The organism is Pseudoalteromonas sp. Bsw20308, assembly GCF_000310105.2.
GTDB lineage: Bacteria > Pseudomonadota > Gammaproteobacteria > Enterobacterales > Alteromonadaceae > Pseudoalteromonas > Pseudoalteromonas fuliginea.
In genome coordinates, this window is the sequence record NZ_CP013138.1 from 24,690 (window position 1) to 43,368 (window position 18,679).

At 39.5% G+C, this 18,679-nt stretch carries 15 protein-coding genes; 7 read left to right on the top strand and 8 right to left on the bottom strand.

The features are described from left to right. The first annotated feature begins 181 nt into the window (after positions 1–181). The 3 genes from fadB (at position 182) to tusA (ending at position 4,048) form a co-directional block, all read left to right on the top strand. On the top strand, positions 182–2,341 hold the full coding sequence (gene fadB / locus D172_RS00125; RefSeq protein WP_007377643.1) for a fatty acid oxidation complex subunit alpha FadB: 2,160 nt from the start codon (positions 182–184) through the stop codon (positions 2,339–2,341). A 4-nt stretch (positions 2,342–2,345) separates the two neighbouring features. Beyond that, a complete protein-coding gene (fadA, locus tag D172_RS00130) occupies positions 2,346–3,515 on the top strand; it encodes an acetyl-CoA C-acyltransferase FadA (RefSeq protein WP_004335189.1) in 1,170 nt (389 codons plus the stop codon). A 293-nt stretch (positions 3,516–3,808) separates the two neighbouring features. Further along, positions 3,809–4,048: a sulfurtransferase TusA gene (gene tusA / locus D172_RS00135; RefSeq protein ID WP_007377644.1), complete on the top strand. Its 240-nt coding sequence runs from the start codon at positions 3,809–3,811 to the stop codon at positions 4,046–4,048. On the opposite strand, the gene D172_RS00140 is transcribed toward tusA, so the two are convergent. The 8 genes from D172_RS00140 to dnaA form a co-directional block, all read right to left on the bottom strand. Continuing rightward, positions 4,049–5,653 carry a KAP family P-loop NTPase fold protein gene (locus tag D172_RS00140; protein ID WP_007377645.1) on the bottom strand — a complete coding sequence of 535 codons (1,605 nt, stop codon included), beginning with the start codon at positions 5,651–5,653 and terminating at the stop codon, positions 4,049–4,051. It abuts the gene before it with no gap. 67 nt (positions 5,654–5,720) lie between these two features. Further along, a complete protein-coding gene (locus D172_RS00145; protein WP_007377646.1) occupies positions 5,721–6,170 on the bottom strand; it encodes a hypothetical protein in 450 nt (149 codons plus the stop codon). Between the two features lie 74 nt (positions 6,171–6,244). Beyond that, positions 6,245–8,314 carry a glycine--tRNA ligase subunit beta gene (glyS, locus tag D172_RS00150; RefSeq protein ID WP_007377647.1) on the bottom strand — a complete coding sequence of 690 codons (2,070 nt, stop codon included), beginning with the start codon at positions 8,312–8,314 and terminating at the stop codon, positions 6,245–6,247. Between the two features lie 2 nt (positions 8,315–8,316). Next, positions 8,317–9,219, bottom strand: coding sequence for a glycine--tRNA ligase subunit alpha (glyQ, locus tag D172_RS00155; RefSeq protein WP_007377648.1), 903 nt, complete (start codon positions 9,217–9,219; stop codon positions 8,317–8,319). Positions 9,220–9,360: 141 nt separating this feature from the next. Continuing rightward, entirely contained in the window at positions 9,361–11,787 is a 2,427-nt protein-coding gene (gene gyrB, locus D172_RS00160) for a DNA topoisomerase (ATP-hydrolyzing) subunit B (protein WP_033016208.1), read from the bottom strand. A gap of 12 nt (positions 11,788–11,799) precedes the next feature. Beyond that, positions 11,800–12,894, bottom strand: a complete 1,095-nt coding sequence (gene recF, locus D172_RS00165) for a DNA replication/repair protein RecF (RefSeq protein WP_007377650.1) — start codon at positions 12,892–12,894, stop codon at positions 11,800–11,802. 15 nt (positions 12,895–12,909) lie between these two features. Continuing rightward, positions 12,910–14,013 (bottom strand): DNA polymerase III subunit beta, encoded by a 1,104-nt coding sequence (gene dnaN, locus D172_RS00170; protein WP_007377651.1) that lies wholly within the window; start codon positions 14,011–14,013, stop codon positions 12,910–12,912. 13 nt (positions 14,014–14,026) lie between these two features. Beyond that, complete coding sequence (dnaA, locus tag D172_RS00175; protein ID WP_007377652.1) at positions 14,027–15,415, bottom strand: chromosomal replication initiator protein DnaA; 1,389 nt, start codon at positions 15,413–15,415, stop codon at positions 14,027–14,029. A gap of 517 nt (positions 15,416–15,932) precedes the next feature. On the opposite strand from dnaA, the gene rpmH reads away from it, so the two are divergent. From rpmH to yidC, 4 genes are all read left to right on the top strand, one after another. Continuing rightward, positions 15,933–16,067, top strand: coding sequence for a 50S ribosomal protein L34 (gene rpmH / locus D172_RS00180; RefSeq protein ID WP_004335215.1), 135 nt, complete (start codon positions 15,933–15,935; stop codon positions 16,065–16,067). Positions 16,068–16,074: 7 nt separating this feature from the next. Further along, the gene (gene rnpA, locus D172_RS00185; RefSeq protein WP_007377653.1) at positions 16,075–16,497 is read left to right on the top strand and encodes a ribonuclease P protein component; all 423 of its coding nucleotides are present in this window, start codon (positions 16,075–16,077) and stop codon (positions 16,495–16,497) included. A 129-nt stretch (positions 16,498–16,626) separates the two neighbouring features. Beyond that, positions 16,627–16,902: a membrane protein insertion efficiency factor YidD gene (gene yidD, locus D172_RS00190; protein ID WP_008138026.1), complete on the top strand. Its 276-nt coding sequence runs from the start codon at positions 16,627–16,629 to the stop codon at positions 16,900–16,902. 8 nt (positions 16,903–16,910) lie between these two features. Further along, positions 16,911–18,545 carry a membrane protein insertase YidC gene (yidC, locus tag D172_RS00195; protein ID WP_007377654.1) on the top strand — a complete coding sequence of 545 codons (1,635 nt, stop codon included), beginning with the start codon at positions 16,911–16,913 and terminating at the stop codon, positions 18,543–18,545. Positions 18,546–18,679 lie beyond the last annotated feature (134 nt).

The following is an 18,679-nucleotide window of genomic DNA, read 5'->3' on the forward strand; positions in this document are numbered from 1 at the left end:
TAAAAAATTAAAGTAGTGAATAAAAACTTTTCAACCACCTTAGCACCAAACCAGCTATATTTTAACCAGTCGATTGTAACCGAGTTAAATTTTTCGTTGCATTTTTAATTTAAAGCAAGCACACTGATTGAAATGCAAACTCATCGTACCAGTCTTAGTTCGTCAACTAGGGAGAATAATAATGTTATATAAAAGCGATTCCTTTGAAGTTAGCTTCCTAAAGGAAAACATCGCCGAGTTTAAGTTTTGTGTTGCAGGTTCTGTAAACACACTATCTCAAAAAACTCTTTCAGATTGCGCAGCAGCATTAAAAGAATTAGCCGCCAATACTGATATCAAAGGCATGATTTTTACCAGTGATAAAGAGCACTTTATTATTGGTGCCGATATCTTCGAATTTTTACCTACATTTACTAAACCTGAAGAAGAATTAGTAGTGTGGATCAAAAACGCAACCGACGTATTTGATGCAATTGAAGATTTACCATTCCCAACCCTAAGCGCTATAAACGGTATGGCACTTGGCGGTGGTTGTGAGTGGGCACTTGCTACCGATTATCGTGTAGCAAGCGAAACAGCTAAAATGGGCCTACCAGAAGTTAAACTTGGCATAATGCCAGGGTTTGGTGGCACAGTGCGCTTACCACGCATCATTGGCGCCGATAACGCGATGATGTGGATTACCTCAGGCGCAGAAAACCGCGCAGCAGATGCACTTAAAGTAGGTGCGTTTGACGCAGTAGTTAGTGCTGACAAACTTTTAGAGTCAAGTGTATCAACACTTGAACTGGCGATTGCAGGCAAGCTAGATTGGCAAGCAAAACGTAACGTAAAACTACAACCACTTAAATTAAACCGTGTTGAGCAAGGCATGAGCTTTGCTATGGCAGAAGGTATGGTAATGGGTAAAACCAAAGGCCACTATCCTGCACCGGTTATGGCTGTACGTACTATTAAAGCAGCGGCAAACTGTACTCGCGATGAAGCAATGGCAATCGAAAATGCCAACTTTGCTAAATTAGCACGTACACCAGAAGCAGCTGCACAAACAGGTATATTCCTAGCTGACCAATACATTAAAGGCAAAGCACGTAAATTTGCTAAGCACAGCGATGTAGAAATTAAGCAAGCCGCAGTATTAGGTGCTGGTATTATGGGTGGCGGTATTGCATACCAGTCTGCTTATAAAGGTACACCTATTATAATGAAAGACATCCAACAAGATGCGCTTGATTTAGGTATGGGTGAAGCGTCTAAGTTATTAGGTGCAAAAGTTAAGCGTGGACACATGCCAATGGAAAAAATGTTGGCAACACTTAGCAAAATTAAGCCAACACTTAACGCGTCAGACCTACAAAGTGCCAACATTATTGTTGAAGCCGTTGTAGAAAACCCTAAAGTTAAGCAAGCAGTACTCGCTGATCTTGAAAAGACCATGCCAGAAGGCACTGTACTTACTTCAAACACATCAACTATTTGTATTGATTTACTAGCACAAGCGCTAGATAAGCCAGAAAATTTCTGTGGTATGCACTTTTTCAATCCAGTGCCAAAAATGCCATTAGTAGAAATTATCCGTGGTGCAAAAACCTCAGATAAAACAATTAATGCAGTAGTTGATTACGCGCTTAAATTAGGTAAATCACCAATTGTTGTTAACGATTGCCCAGGCTTTTTTGTAAACCGTGTTTTATTCCCTTACTTTGCAGGTTTTAGCAAATTAGTGGTTGAAGGCGCTAACTTTGCAAAAGTAGATAAAGTAATGGAAAACGTATTTGGCTGGCCTATGGGTCCGGCTTACCTACTTGATGTTGTAGGTATTGATACAGCGTTCCATTGTACTGGCGTAATGGCTGACGGTTTCCCTGAGCGTATGGCGCGTGCTGATAAAGACCCTGTGACTATTTTTGCCAACGAAAAACGTTTTGGTCAAAAGAACAAAGCCGGTTTTTACAAATACGAAACAGATCGTCGCGGTCGTCTTAAAAAGTCTCATGACGAGACAGCAATTGAGCTATTAAGCCCAATTACAGACGCACCAAAAGAATTTGATAAACAAGAAATCATCGACCGTTGTATGATTCCAATGATTAACGAAGTGCTACTGTGTTTGCAAGAAGGCATTGTTGCCTCGCCGCAAGAAGCAGATATGGCATTAGTTTACGGTGTTGGTTTCCCTCCATTTAGAGGCGGCGCGTTCCGTTACTTAGATCAAACTGGTTTAGCTAACTTTGTTGCAGCAGCAGACAAATACGCTCACCTAGGTGCGATTTACCAAGTATCTGAGCAAACTCGCAAGTGGGCCGAAGAAGGTCGTGTTTTCTATAAGGTGGAAGGTTAATATCATGAATAATCCAGTAATTGTAGATTGTATCCGCACACCAATGGGTCGCTCTAAAAGTGGTGTATTCAAACATAAACGTGCAGAAGATTTAAGCGCACATTTAATGAAAGGCTTACTAGATCGCAACCCAGCAGTTGATCCAGCATCAATTGACGATATTTATTGGGGTTGTGTACAGCAAACATTAGAGCAAGGCTTTAACGTAGCACGTAACGCATCATTGCTTGCCGGTATTCCGCACAGCGTTCCTGCTGTTACGGTTAACCGTTTATGTGGCTCTTCTATGCAAGCATTGCATGACGCAGCACGCGCAATAATGACAGGCGCTGGCGACACTTACCTAATTGGTGGTGTTGAGCACATGGGTCACGTACCTATGACTCACGGCAACGACTTTCACCCAGGCCTTGCAACATCAATTGCACAAGCGTCTGGCTCTATGGGCTTAACAGCAGAATACCTTGCTACGCTTCATGGCATTAGCCGTGAGCAACAAGATGAATTTGCTTATCGCTCACATCAACGTGCACAAGCTGCAACTGTTGAAGGCCGTTTCCGTCGCGAAATTTTAGCAATGGAAGGTCACGCAGCAGATGGTTCGCTTATCTTAGTTGAAGACGACGAAGTAATTCGCCCAGAAACAACTGTAGAGGGCCTATCAAAGCTTCGCCCTGTATTTAATCCTGCATCGGGTACGGTAACAGCCGGTACGTCTTCAGCACTTTCTGACGGCGCATCTGCAATGTTAGTAATGAGCGAAGAAAAAGCAAAAGAACTTGGTTTACCAATTCGAGCGCGCATTAAAGCAATGGCAGTCGCTGGTTGCGATCCATCAATTATGGGTTACGGCCCAGTACCAGCAAGTAAAAAAGCACTTGCACAAGCCGGTATTACAATTGATGACCTAGGCGTAGTAGAACTTAACGAAGCCTTTGCAGCACAATCATTACCTGTAATGAAAGATTTAGGGTTAATGGATGTTGTTGACGAAAAAGTGAATTTAAATGGCGGCGCAATCGCACTTGGTCACCCACTGGGTTGTTCGGGTTCGCGTATTAGCACATCGCTTATTCACTTAATGGAAGACAAAAATGTACGATACGGTTTAGCAACTATGTGTATTGGTTTAGGCCAAGGCATTGCAACTGTATTTGAACGTGTTCAAGACTAATTAGTTTAAACATGTAAAACCATCTTGGTGATTAAAAAGGCGAACTGATTTTATTCAGTTCGCCTTTTTTATTAGCTTCAATTTATGAAAACGACCCTTTATCAAGCAAGCATGTAACAGCGTAATCATGTGATCGGGCGTATTATTAAATAAGGTATTTTGAAACCGCTAAAAGCATTAAGTAAAATAGTTAAATTACACTTAAAATTGCGTTAAACTGCCAAACTTATTAATTGCTATACCTAAGCACTCGCGTACACCGCAATCACTTTAATTCAACAGGCGAATTTATTATGAGCTTTGATAATCCCGATCACCAATTAGATGCCATAGGCCTTCGCTGCCCAGAACCAGTAATGATGGTACGTGCTGCTATTCGTAAAATGAGTGATGGTGAAACGTTATTAATAACTGCTGATGACCCATCAACCACTCGCGACATTCCGAGCTTTTGTACGTTTATGGATCACACGCTGGTGGCTAAAGATGCAGAAGAAGCACCGTATAGATATGTGGTGAAGAAAGGATTGTAATCAGCTATCAGCAAATTTACTCGTTAGGCCAATTAGGTTTAAGTAGTCATTTGCAGTAAAACTATTTACTCCAAAAAACGTCATATAGGCTTCTAAAAGTTGAGAACCACTAACAGAGCCACTTCCATTATAACCAAAAGTGTTCATATAATTAGTTTTCTTTATATTATCAGCTCTCTTTAATACACACTGAAAGCTCCTGAAGTAAGTTATAAGATTTATATCAGCAAAATTAGAGTTATGGTACATAAAAGTTTCCCGCTCGTATCCACCTAGAATTAACAACTGTTTAACTCCCTCATAATCTCTTGTAGAACTAACCATTTCCTTTAAGTAATGAGGTAGATTTAGCTGTTTACAGTACAAATCGAGCTTACTTTCGACTGTAAATAAGTTCTCTTTCAAAACAGAGTACATATTATCGTATTCAGGTTTATTAAACATATAAAGACAAACCAAAGTAGATAAAACTATCACATCTACTGTTTTTTCATCGCTAATCAATTCAATACAAGTAAGTAACCTATCAGTTAATTGTATAGCCGATCTAGGCGTTAGGTTTTGCCAATTTGAAATTTTGGCAATAAGCGAAGATAGTTGCCTTTTTATATCTTCAGGTGATAAAAGCGGAAACAGTAAAACACTTTTTTGTTCAAGATAGTGATTATTTAATACAGTAAAATCACAGTTTGCTACTAATAAATTAGCAGAAACCTCAACATCTAGATTAAATTTAGTGTCAAAAAAGCGCCGCAAATAATTATCAGCATTAAAGTTATTTCCGTACAAAGCCTTTATAGTGTGTTGTAACTCTTCTGTATGAGTTGATACTACAATTACCAACCCTTCAACATCAAATATGTGCTTTATAGCTTCTAGCATTTCTACTGCATAAGTTGGTCGGCACCGGTCTAGCTCATCAATAAATATAAACGCAGGATAAATGCGAGCTGTTGCCAGCGAGCCTTTTGGCTTTTCAATCGAGTATTTTATTAACTCTTTAATTGTACCCTTTAGCTCTTTTACTCCCTTCTTATAGTCACTATGCTCTTTAAACGCTTGTGTTGTCATTGCTTCCATAGCTGCTGACAAATCTAATGATTTATTGCTTTGTGTTGATGACGAAATATCTGTGTCGGAGTTTTCGTCTACAAATAGTTCTTCAATATCAAATCCACCATAACGTTTAACTAATGCCGCTAAAATTTTCGGTAAAACAGACATACCTAAATTTTTGAAACGTTTTTTCTTTTCTTTACTTAAGTAACTTTGATTAACTGTTTTTAGAAGCTGCTCTTGTATTTCAGCAAGGACGGTAATAATAGGTGAATCCATAAAATCATTTGACCAAGCATCTATATAGACAACAGGATGTTCATACTTTAAGTCTTTAGCCCAACGTTTTATGAAATAAGTCTTACCTGCACCCCATTCCGCATTAACGTTAATTACATATGAAGATTTATTTGGCTTTTCACTATTTGCGTTTGATCGCCGAACAAGAATTTTAGTTAGCAGTTCTGCATCTTGTTTTCTATTTAGTTGATCTGCAGGATAAGTAACGCCATTAATTTTTACTTCTTCTTTCCATTCTTTAGTTTTCATACAACGTCCTTGTCACAAATCTTTAAGCCCTTCGGGCATCTAAAAACTGATAGCTTTAAACTTATAGCTATTTCTTCGTTATCGTCACTTTCGGCTCATCGTAGTCACTGTAATCAATACTTACTATGTAGGTGCCTTTTATTGCTGGTGTGTAACTAAAGTAGTTATAAATAGTATTACAGTCGGCAGGTGCTGGTTGCCCAAGTGTTAGTTTTTGCCCTGCTGGTTGTGAGTCGCTGTAACCACAGTTGTAACCTTCACTAAAATCGACATCGGCTATTTTAAATTCGTACACTTTACCAGGCGTACTAAATTTCACTTCTGCTTGATAAAGCGCAGGACCTACTGACATAAATTGATACTGAGGTTCTGCATCCCACAGTGTAAAGTCGCCACGCAAGTAAATTGTGCGGTCAAGCTCTTGCTGTGGTAAAACATCGTTAATAGAGATTTGGCTTGTACAGGCAGTGAGTAAACCAGCAATTGCTAAGGTTAAAATTCGTTTCATAGAAATCATCAAATGGTGTCCTTTGCATACAGTGAAAACTAAAAAGCCAGCAAAACGCTGGCTTTTAAAATTGTTAATCGGTGTTATTTTTGTAAAACAGAAATATCTGCAATACCTAAAAACAATCCGCTTAACTGGCTTAGCAGCGCAAGACGATTTTGCTTAACAGCTTCATCGTCGGCCATAACCATTACGTTGTCAAAAAAGTTATCAACACTTTCACGAATACCCGCCAATTGGCTTAATGCCTCTTGGTAGTTTCCATCTGCGTAAAGTGGTGCAAGGTCAGTGGCAAATTTTGCTACTTGTGATGCCAATACTTTTTCAGCGTCGTCGCTTAATAAGCTCTCATCAACACTACCTTGGCTGGTAATGTCGTTTTTAGCCAGAATATTACCTACACGCTTATTAGCTGCTGCAAGCGCTTCTGCTGCGTCTAATGTACGGAAGTGGCTTACGGCTTTAACACGGCGATCAAAATCAACAGGTTTAGTCGGACGACGTGCAAGCACTGCTTGAATTACGTCTACTTCAATACCTTCGTCTTGATACCAAGCACGGAAGCGCCCTAGCATAAATTCAAATACGTCAGTTGATACATTTAAGTTAGTTAACTTGTCGCCAAACAATGTTTGCGATTTAGCTACTAGGTCTAAAATATCAAGTGGTAGTTCTTTTTCTACCATGATGCGAAGTGCACCAATAGCAGCACGACGAAGAGCAAATGGGTCTTTGTCACCTTTAGGTGCTTGGCCTATACCAAAAATACCCACCAGCGTATCAAACTTATCAGCAATCGCTACTGCACAGCTAATTAAGTTTGTAGGTAAGTTATCCCCTGCAAAGCGTGGCATGTACTGCTCGTTTTGCGCTACGGCTACATCTTCGGCTTCACCATCGTGGCGAGCGTAATGCATTCCCATTACACCTTGCACATCGGTAAATTCCATTACCATTTCAGTCATTAGGTCAGTTTTACTTAATAAGCCTGCACGCTGTGCTAGGTCTTTGTCAGCACCTAATTGCTCAGCAATATAACCTGCAAGCTCACTAATGCGCTCAGACTTATCTTTAAGCGTACCAAGTTGCTTTTGGAACAATACGCTATCAAGCGATTCTAATCGGCTTTCTAGGGTTTTCTTTTTATCTGTTTCAAAGAAGAACTGTGCATCGGCTAAACGCGGGCGCACTACTTTTTCATTACCAGAAATAACCACACTTGGATCTTTACTTTCGATGTTAGATACAAACAAAAACTTATTTAAAAGTTTGCCGTTTTGATCTAATAACGGGAAGTATTTTTGATCGTCTTTCATGGTGTAAATTAACGCTTCGGCCGGTACATCTAAAAATGCTTCTTCAAATGTTGCCGTTAAAGTCACTGGCCACTCTACAAGTGATGTTACTTCTTCTAGTAAATCTTCATCCATTGCAACAACAGCGTTAACTGCGCTTGCAGCCTCTTCTATTTGTGCACGAATTTGCGCTTTACGTTGTTCGTAATCAGCAATAACGTAAGCAGATTTAAGTACGTCAAAAACGTCGTCCGCATGGTTTATGCTAATTTTTTCTGGGTGATGAAAACGATGACCCTGAAGCTGGTTAGTTATTTGCTTACCAAGAATTTCGCCTTCAAGTAGCTCATCACCAAACAAGATAGTTACCGTATGCACTGGTCGAATAAATTGTGTTTTATTCGCGCCCCAACGCATTGGTTTAGGAATCGGTAGTTTAGCCAATGCCTTAGTAATTGCACCTGTCATTAGCGTTTTAGTTTCTTGCCCTGCTACTTTAGCAATGTGCAATAACCAAGCGCCTTTGTCAGTTTCGAGTGTTTGTGCGTCTTTTACTTCAATACCACAACCACGTGCCCAACCCATTGCTGCTTTTGTTGGGTTACCGTCACCGTCAAATGCAGCTTTAGTAGCTGGACCACGCTTTTCAACTTCTTTGTCTTGTTGCTTAGCTTCAAGCGCTTTTACTTGTAAACCTAAACGACGAGGCGATGCATACCAGCTTACGCCTTGGTGTGCTAATTCTAGTGTTTCTAGCTCTGCAGTTAAGTTTGCAGCAAAGGCTTCTGCTAATTTACGCAGTGCTTTTGGTGGCAACTCTTCTGTGCCAATTTCTACTAATAAATTTTGTGCTGACATGCTTACTTATCCTTACACAGCGGGAAACCAAGCGCTTCGCGTTTGTCATAGTAACTTTGTGCACACGCTTTTGATAACGCACGAACGCGTAAAATATAACGCTGACGTTCGGTTACCGAAATTGCGTGGCGTGCGTCTAGTAAGTTAAATGCATGCGATGCTTTCATTACTTGCTCGTAAGCAGGTAGTGGTAAGTTTGCTTCAATTAACTTTTGGCTCTCTGCTTCACATTTATCAAACTGTGCAAATAAGTCTTCTACGTTTGCATGTTCAAAGTTGTAAGTAGACTGCTCTACTTCATTTTGATGGAACACGTCGCCGTAGGTTACGCGCCCTAGTGGACCGTCTGCCCATACTAAGTCGTAAATACTATCTACGCCTTGAATGTACATTGCTAAACGCTCTAGGCCGTAAGTGATCTCACCCGTTACAGGTGAACACTCAATACCGCCAACTTGTTGAAAGTAGGTAAACTGCGTTACTTCCATGCCGTTTAACCAAATTTCCCAACCTAGGCCCCACGCACCTAACGTAGGTGATTCCCAGTTATCTTCTACAAAGCGAACTTCGTGAGTTAGTGTATCGATACCCATAGCCGCTAAAGAGCCTAAATAAAGCTCTTGGATGTTATCTGGTGATGGCTTTAAAACCACCTGAAATTGGTAATAGTGTTGCAAGCGATTTGGGTTTTCACCGTAGCGACCATCTGTAGGACGACGACACGGTTGAACGTAAGCACTCGACATTGGTTCTGGACCAATAGACTTTAAAAATGTTTGCGGGTGAAATGTCCCGGCGCCCACTTCCATATCAAGTGGTTGAATAATGACACAGCCTTGCTGCGCCCAATAATCCTGTAAAGCCAGGATCAAACCTTGAAAGGTTTTTACGTCATATTTTTGCATATTTGGCTTTTTACTATCTAAGAAGTAGCGTGAAAATTACCTTTAGTATACCGTGTGTACACTCAGGTTTTAAGCAGTTTGTGTAATTGAAGAAAATAAAAAAGGAGCCATCAGGCTCCTTTTTTGGTGTAAATATTCTTTTTATACGTCTAAGTTAACTACGCGCAATGCGTTAGTTTCAATAAACTCACGACGAGGCTCTACTTGGTCACCCATTAAGGTAGCAAATAATTGATCCGCGCCTACGGCATCTTCGATCGTCACTTGTAACATACGACGAGCACTAGGATCCATTGTGGTTTCCCAAAGCTGGCTTGGGTTCATTTCGCCCAATCCTTTATAACGCTGAATATATAGACCACGTTTAGATTCTGCGATCAACCATTCTAAAGCATCCACAAAGTTATCAACAGGAAGTGTTTTCTCTCCACGTTGAATATAAGCGCCTTCTGTAATGATATTTGCGATGTTAACACCAGTCACAGCAATACGTTGGTAATCGCGTGAGGTAATAAAGTCATAGCTCAACACATGCGATTTATCAACACCATGCTGACGAATATTCACAACCGGATAATATAAATTACGCTCTGTATCATGCTCTGTTGCAGCATTAAAAATAGTCGCATCTTCATCTCGTGCTATTAGGTCGTCTACTAGCTCTTTAGTCCACTCAATTACTTTAGCTTCATCTGAAAGGTCTTCTTTTTTCAGTTCGCTTTGATAAATTAAACGCTCCATTACCGTACTTGGGTATTTACGTTTTAAGCGTTCGATTACTTTAACTGTGTTTTGGTAATCATGAACTATTGTCTCTAGTGCTTCACCTTCAAGCGCCGACGCATTTGCACTTGTATATAAAGCCGCATTATTAAGCGCAAGCGATGTTAAGTATTCAACTAATGCTGGATCATCTTTAATATAACGCTCTTGCTTACCCTTCTTCACTTTGTAAAGTGGTGGCTGAGCAATATAAATATAGCCGCGTTCTACAATTTCAGGCATTTGACGATAGAAGAATGTTAGTAGTAACGTACGAATGTGAGAACCATCCACGTCCGCATCGGTCATGATAATGATACGATGGTAACGTAATTTTTCAGGGTTATATTCGTCACGTCCAATACCACAACCTAATGCAGTAATTAGCGTTGCTACTTCTTGCGAAGATAACATCTTGTCAAAACGTGCTTTTTCTACGTTTAAGATTTTACCCTTAAGCGGAAGAATAGCTTGGTTTTTACGGTTACGTCCCTGCTTGGCTGATCCGCCAGCAGAGTCCCCTTCCACTATATATAGTTCAGATTGGGCTGGGTCTTTTTCTTGGCAATCAGCTAGCTTACCCGGCAAGCCTGCTAAGTCCATTGCACCTTTACGTCGTGTCATTTCACGGGCTTTACGCGCCGCTTCACGTGCACGAGATGCATCAATGATTTTACCAACAACAATTTTGGCATCTACTGGGTTTTCTAATAAAAACTCAGTGAACTTTTCAGCCATTGCTTGCTCAACCGCAGATTTAACTTCGCTTGAAACGAGCTTATCTTTTGTTTGCGATGAGAACTTAGGATCAGGAACTTTAACACTAACAACAGCCGTTAAACCTTCGCGGGCATCATCACCGGTCGCATTACTGGTTGTTTTAGCTTTTTTGTTAAAGCCTTCTTTTTCCATGTAGTTGTTAAGCGTACGTGTTAGCGCAGATCTAAAACCGGCTAAATGAGTACCACCATCACGTTGTGGAATATTATTTGTAAAACAGTAAATGTTTTCTTGGTATGCATCATTCCACTGCATTGATACTTCAACGCTAATACCATCTTCTTCACGTTCATGAGTAAAATGGAATACACCTTTATGTATAGGTGTTTTATTACGGTTTAAGTATTCTACGAAAGCTTGAATACCGCCTTCGTATTTAAAGTGGTCAGATTTATTTTCTTCACGTTCATCATTTAAAATGATGCTCACACCTGAATTTAGGAATGAAAGCTCGCGTAAACGCTTAGCTAAAATTTCGTAATGAAAATCTAAGTTTGTGAATGTTTCACCACTTGGCCAAAAACGCAGTTCTGTACCAGTCGTTTCTGAGTCACCAATAACAGCTAAAGGTGCATCTGGAACACCCATAGTGTAAAACTGCTCGTGTAGTTTACCTTCACGGCGAACGGTAAGTTTTAGTTTTTCTGAAAGTGCATTTACAACAGAAACACCAACACCGTGTAAGCCACCCGATACTTTATAAGAGTTATCATCAAACTTACCACCAGCATGAAGTACCGTCATAATAACTTCGGCTGCTGATACGCCTTCTTCTTCATGGATAGAAGTTGGGATACCACGGCCGTTATCTCGTACTGAGACAGAACCGTCTAAGTGAATAGTTACATAAATATCATCACAATGACCTGCTAGGGCTTCATCGATAGAGTTATCAACGACCTCAAACACCATGTGGTGTAAGCCTGTGCCATCATCGGTGTCCCCAATATACATTCCAGGACGCTTTCTTACTGCGTCTAATCCTTTAAGTACTTTAATACTCGACGAGTCATAATTCTCAGACATGGTTAATCCCACTTATCTTGTTATTAGGTTGCCATGTTTCACGTGGAACATTTGTAGTTCTCGTTGCATGGGTTCCACCACAGCAGAAATACTTTCAGATAAAATTGAAGAGATAAAAATTTGAGAACTGCAGTGAGCAAGTAATTGTCCCACTTTCTCTTTTGTATCTTCGCCTAACTCTGAAGGTAGATCATCTATTAGCAATATAGATTGCTTATCTGTCTCTGACTCAATTAAGCTATTTTGCGTAACTTTTAACGCATATAGTAATAACTTCAATTGACCGCGTGAGAATGTATTCTCCACACTGTTGCCAGCGACACTAAAACTAAAGTCGGCCTTATGAGGCCCTTTACTTGTAAACCCTTGGCGAGCATCTCGCTCAAAGTTTTGCTCTAACGCATCTGCAAGAGATTCAGTCTCTTTCCAACCTGCATTAAAGGTCATTTCTAAATCGCGTACAAGCGTTAATTCTGCACACATTTTATCAAAAAACTGCTGCTTAAACCTACTTATATACGCCAATCTTAATTTATTTATTTCCTCAGCAAGTCTAACAAATTCTTTGTCCCAAAACTTAATTTGGTCAAAATAATTCTTTGGCTTAGTTTTTAACAATGCATTACGCTGTTTAAGTACTTTATTAAACGATTGCCACAAAAAAAAGAACTCATGTTCCACGTGGAACAAACCTAAATCTAAAAACTTTCTGCGCTCTTTTGGCCCGCCAAAAAATAAAGAATAGCTCTCTGGTGTAATAATTTGTACCGGCATAAGTTGAGCAAGTTCTGATATTTTACGGCTCGCCTTACCTTGAATTTTTAAATTAGTTTCACCCGTTTGGGTTTTACTAATACCAATTGGAATAGATAAGTCGTGTATTGTTTTGCGCCCGTGAATTACAAACTGACCTTGCTGATGCGCGATAATACTTTTGTGTTTTGGAGTACGAAAAGATTTGCCGTGAGAAAGGTAATAAATAGCCTCTAAAAGGCTGGTTTTTCCGCTGCCATTTTCACCATATATTATATTAACGCCGTTAACTGGTTCTAGCGTCAGCGCCTCAATATTACGAAAATATTTGAGGCTCAAATGACTTAAGCTCATTGTGTATTTATAGTCTTATAAACGCATAGGCATAACAACGTACATTGCTTCTTCATCGCCTGCACCTTCAATTAATGCACTGCTGTTTGAGTCGGCTAATGTAAATAGTACGTCTTCTGTTTTTAATGTGTTTAGTACATCTAATACGTAAGACACGTTAAAGCCTATTTCTAGATCCGCGCCTTGGTAACTTACTTCAACAACCTCTTCCGCTTGTTCTTGCTCTGGATTATTAGCCGTAATTTTTAATAAACCGTTTGATAAGTTTAAGCGTACACCACGAAACTTTTCATTAGATAAAATAGACACACGTTGAAATGCATTACGTAGCCATTCACGGTTAGCTGTAATAACTTTGTCGCCACCACGCGGTAATACACGACGGTAATCTGGAAAACGCCCATCAACTAGCTTACTTGTAAATGTAAACTCTAAATCGATAATACGGATATGATTAGCGCCAAACTGAATTGTTACTAACTCGTCATCAGCGACCATAAGGCGCATTATTTCTTGCACACCTTTACGAGGTATAATTAACTGACGCTGAGTATTAAGCGATTGCGTTAGCTGTTTTTGCGCAATCGCTAAACGGTGGCCATCTGTTGCGACTGTTTTTATATCAGTATTGTCTACTTCAAACGACATACCATTTAAATAATAACGTACGTCTTGATTCGCCATCGAGAAATGCGTGCTTTCGAGTAACTTACGAAGCTCTAAACGAGTTAGTTGAAATTCAACCTCTCCGTCCCACTCTTCTAGATTAGGAAAATCATCAGCAGATAATGTCGTTAATGAAAAACGGCTTTTACCACTGGTTAAAAGTAATTGATGCTCTTGCAAGCTTAAAGTAATGTCTGAACCGTCTGGTAGACTTTTACAAATATCGAGTAACTTTTTAGCGGGTAACGTTAGTTTTGTATCGGCAATATCGTCACCTACAAATACGCCAGAAACTAATTCAATTTCAAGGTCTGTACCTGTCATTGAAAGTTGTCCGTTTTCTACCACTAACAAAACGTTAGATAAAATTGGTAGTGTGTGTTTGCGCTCTATTGCACCTGACACTTGCACCAATGGCTTTAAAAATTGTTGTCTTGATATTGTTATTTGCATAATAAAGTCAGCCCTAAGATGACAATGTTCTTATTAAGTTTTGATAATCTTCTTTAATTTCGTGGCTTTCGTCACGTAGTGATTTTATCTTACGACATGCGTGCAATACGGTCGTATGATCGCGTCCACCAAATGCGTCACCAATCTCAGGTAAGCTGTGATTAGTTAATTCTTTAGATAATGCCATAGCAACTTGGCGAGGCCTTGCTATAGAGCGACTGCGGCGCTTAGACAACAGATCTGATACACGAATTCGATAGTACTCTGCTACGGTGCGCTGAATATTATCAATCGTAACCAGTTTGTCTTGCAAAGCAAGTAAATCGCGCAGTGCTTCTTTTACAAAATCGATCGAAATTGGACGACCGGTAAAGTTAGCATTGGCGATTACACGGTTAAGTGCACCTTCTAATTCACGCACATTTGAGCGTAACTTTTTAGCAATAAAAAAAGCAACTTCGTGTGGTAAATTAATTTTACTTTGCTGTGCTTTTTTCATCAAAATAGCAACGCGTGTTTCAAGCTCTGGTGGCTCAATCGCGATAGTTAAACCCCAACCAAAACGTGATTTAAGGCGGTCTTCAACGCCTTCAATCTCTTTAGGATAACGGTCAGAGGTTAAAATAATTTGTTGGTTACCTTCAAGCAATGCATTAAAGGTATGGAAGAACTCTTCTTGGGAGCGCTCTTTGTTAGCAAAAAATTGAATGTCATCAATCATTAATGCATCAACACTGCGATAATAACGTTTGAACTCTTCAATTGCGTTATTTTGTAGTGCTTTTACCATGTCTTGAACAAAGCGTTCTGAATGCATATAAACAATTTTAGCGTCTGGCTTATTTGCCATAATGCCATTGCCTACTGCATGTAATAAGTGAGTTTTACCTAAACCAGTACCACCGTATATAAATACAGGGTTAAAAGCAGAACCAGGATTGTCGGCAACCTGTGTGGCCGCAGCTTTTGCTAATTGGTTTGATTTACCTTCAACAAAGCTATCAAAGGTATAGTTCTCTTTAATATTAGATTTGTAACCTGACTTAGGTGCAGGCTCAACCACCGGCTTTTGCTCACGAGGTTGCTGTTTTGTTGAAGCGTGTGCGCTTGGCGCAGATTGTGTTTCTGCAACCGGTGCAGCTTGAGCGTTTAATAAAGGTTTACTTCCTACATCAAAACGCAGCTCTGGTGCTTCAACACCACAAATTTCTACTAATAGTTCGTTAATTCTATTGAGGTACTTTTCTCTCACCCAATCAAGCACAAAGCGATTAGGTGCATAAATCGTCAAGGTATCTTCGGTACTTTCTGCTTGAAGTGGTCTTACCCACATACTGAACTGCTGCGAAGGCAATTCATCTTGCAATACATATAAACAACTTTGCCAAACCGACAGATACACAGTTAAACTCCCAGAGATATAATTTTTATTCCCGCACATCATTAATGATTAAAAATCATGCATTTATTGCGTCAAAATAGCCAAATAAGTGGCCCAAGGCCGCGTATTATGAAGACACTTTATCCACAAGTAAAAGATTGATTTTTATAAAATTGTTGATATCGCTGTATAAAAACATTAACAGACTGATTTAAATAAGCTTTTATTTCAAAGCCTGATGACAGATCATAACAAAATAACACTAAGATCGCGAACCAATTTTACGATCCATTTTACTTTCCCCCTGCTTTTATTCACTTTTTATACAGGGGCTGTGGAAAACTTCTTATTTATGATGATCCTAGTGGATCATAATTCTCGATCACCATGAATAGAGTAACTAACACTTAGTATAGGCTGTAATTATGATTGACTTTGAGTCACTTCATCTATAATATCTCGCGCTCGCAATGGCACCTATGCCAGGATCGCGACCTGTATAGGATGTTTTAACTTTAACCGATCGGATGAGATTGTTATGAAAAGAACTTTTCAACCTAGCGTTTTAAAACGCAAACGTGCACACGGCTTCCGTGCTCGCATGGCAACTGTAAATGGCCGTAAAGTATTAGCACGTCGCCGCGCTAAAGGCCGCAAAGTTCTTTCTGCTTAATTTATAAGTGGAAGACTTTAGCTTTGGCAGGGAGTTACGTCTGTTAACTCCCTCGCATTACTCTCGCATATTTAATGAACCCGCTCGGGCTGCAACTCCTTTCTTTACTCTATTAGCAAAACCCAATGACCAAGATAAACCTAGGTTAGGGCTTACTGTTGCTAAAAAACGTGTAAAAAAGGCATGCCAACGAAACCGTATTAAACGTCTCGCTCGCGAAAGTTTTCGTTTAAATCAACACAGCATCGATAATATTGATATTGTGCTTATGGTTAAAAATGGTATTGATGAGCAGTCTAATGAAGAAATAACCAAACAACTTACTAAATTATGGCGAAAAATTAACGAACGCTGTAAACCAGGTGCACCTAAACCGCCACCTTTTAAGAAACGCCCAAACAAATCAGCTAAATCTAATAAACAAACCTAATTGCAATAGAATTGCAGGGTTAATTAATGTATCTTTAGCTCACCTTTTAATCATGCATTTAAAATTTCTAATTGAGTCTTTAAATACATGATATCTATCTCACTAAACTTAAGTAGGGGCATAAACATCATGAGGTTACTTAAACCACTTGTTGCTTTACCAACTTTTTGTTTAGTGTTATTTATCCGCGGTTATCAAAAGTGGATTAGCCCGCTGTTAGGTCCGCATTGTCGTTTTAATCCAACCTGTTCTAGTTATGCTATTCAAGCAATTAAATTGCATGGATCGGTAAAAGGTAGTTGGTTAGCTTTGAAACGCATATTAAAATGCCATCCTTTACATTCAGGTGGAGACGACCCCGTCCCTGAAAAATTAACCCATATTAACCACCAACACGAGAAATAAGAGCTGTTATGGAATCGCAACGCACGTTTTTATTAATTGGCCTAATGCTAGTGTCGTTTTTATTGTTCCAAGAATGGGACAATGATTACAACAAGCCTAAAGTCGATCCAAGTGCCACAACACAAACACTAAAAGCAAATTCACCAGAGTCGGATGATTATATTCCTTCATCGTCAGATTCAGAATTACCTACTTCAGCAACTTTAGCTAAACGTTCAGTTATTGAAATCACAACTGACGTTTTTAAAGTTAAAATTGACACCAAAGGCGGTGACATTGTTGAAACAGACCTTCTTCAATACGAAGACACCAAAGGAAGTAACACTCCTTTTATGTTGCTTGGTGAGTTTGATGGCAAACAATACTTTTCACAAAGTGGCTTAATTGGCTTAAATGGCCCTGACGCATCAGCTAACGGTCGCCCTACTTACAATACCGAACAAAAGTCATATACCTTAACGGGTGATGAGCTTCGCGTTCCACTTCAGTTTACAGATCGTAATGGTGTTAGTTTTACTAAAACGTATGTATTCAAAAAAGGTCAGTATGACGTAGGCTTAGAATACAAAATTAACAACACCACCAGCGCACCGCTTCAAGTACAGCTATACACGCAAATTAAGCGCACAGTACAAGAAAAAGGCAGCATGGTTGATCAAAACTATTTAGGTGCTGCATACGGTACTGACGAAGAACCATACGAAAAGTATAGTTTTTCAGATATGGCTGATAAAAACCTAAACAAAAACACCCAAGGTGGTTATGTTGCCTTTATTCAACATTACTTTGTAAGTGCTTGGGTTCCAATGCAGGATCAATCAAATACAATTTATAGCTTAATTACAAAAAGTAATGCCGCTATTATTGGTGCTAAAGATGAAGCTGTTAATATTCAAGCTGGTAGTGAGCAAACACTAACTGCTATTTATTATATGGGCCCGAAAGAATCGGATATTCTTGAAGCGATTCACCCAGACCTAGATTTAACTGTAGATTACGGTTGGTTATGGTTTATTTCGCAACCTTTATTTGTATTGCTAAAATGGCTACATAGCATTTTAGGTAACTGGGGTGTAGCAATTATTGCCATCACTATTATCGTTAAATCGTTAATGTACCCACTTACTAAAGCGCAATACACTTCAATGGCAAAAATGCGTGCCCTACAACCTAAAATGGCAGCCCTTAAAGAAAAGTTTGGTGATGACCGTCAAAAGTTCGGCCAAGCAACTATGGAAATGTACAAAAAAGAAAAAGTTAACCCTATGGGTGGCTGTTTCCCTATTTTGCTACAAATGCCAATTTTCTTAGCCTTGTTCTACGTATTCTTAGAGTCAACTGAACTTCGCCACGCTGAATTCATTTTTTGGTTAACTGACCTTTCTGCGAAAGACCCATACTACGTATTACCTATATTATTTGGTGCGAGTATGTTTGTGACGCAAAAGCTACAACCTATGACGGTTACTGATCCAATGCAGCAAAAAATGATGACCTTTATGCCGGTTATCTTCTCTGTATTTTTCTTATGGTTCCCATCGGGTTTAGTTCTTTACTGGTTAGTGTCTAACCTTATTTCTATTGTCCAGATGTTAATCATCTACCGTGGCATGGAAAAGAAAGGAATTAAAGTAAGAGGCTAATTGCCTATACCCAAGCCACATCGAGATGCAAAATTCAGCGTTTCACAGGGGCTTAAGATCAAGGCGTTACTTTGCAAGAATGGCAGTCCCTTTTAAAAAGTAACAACGATGAAATTAAGTACCTGTGAAACGCC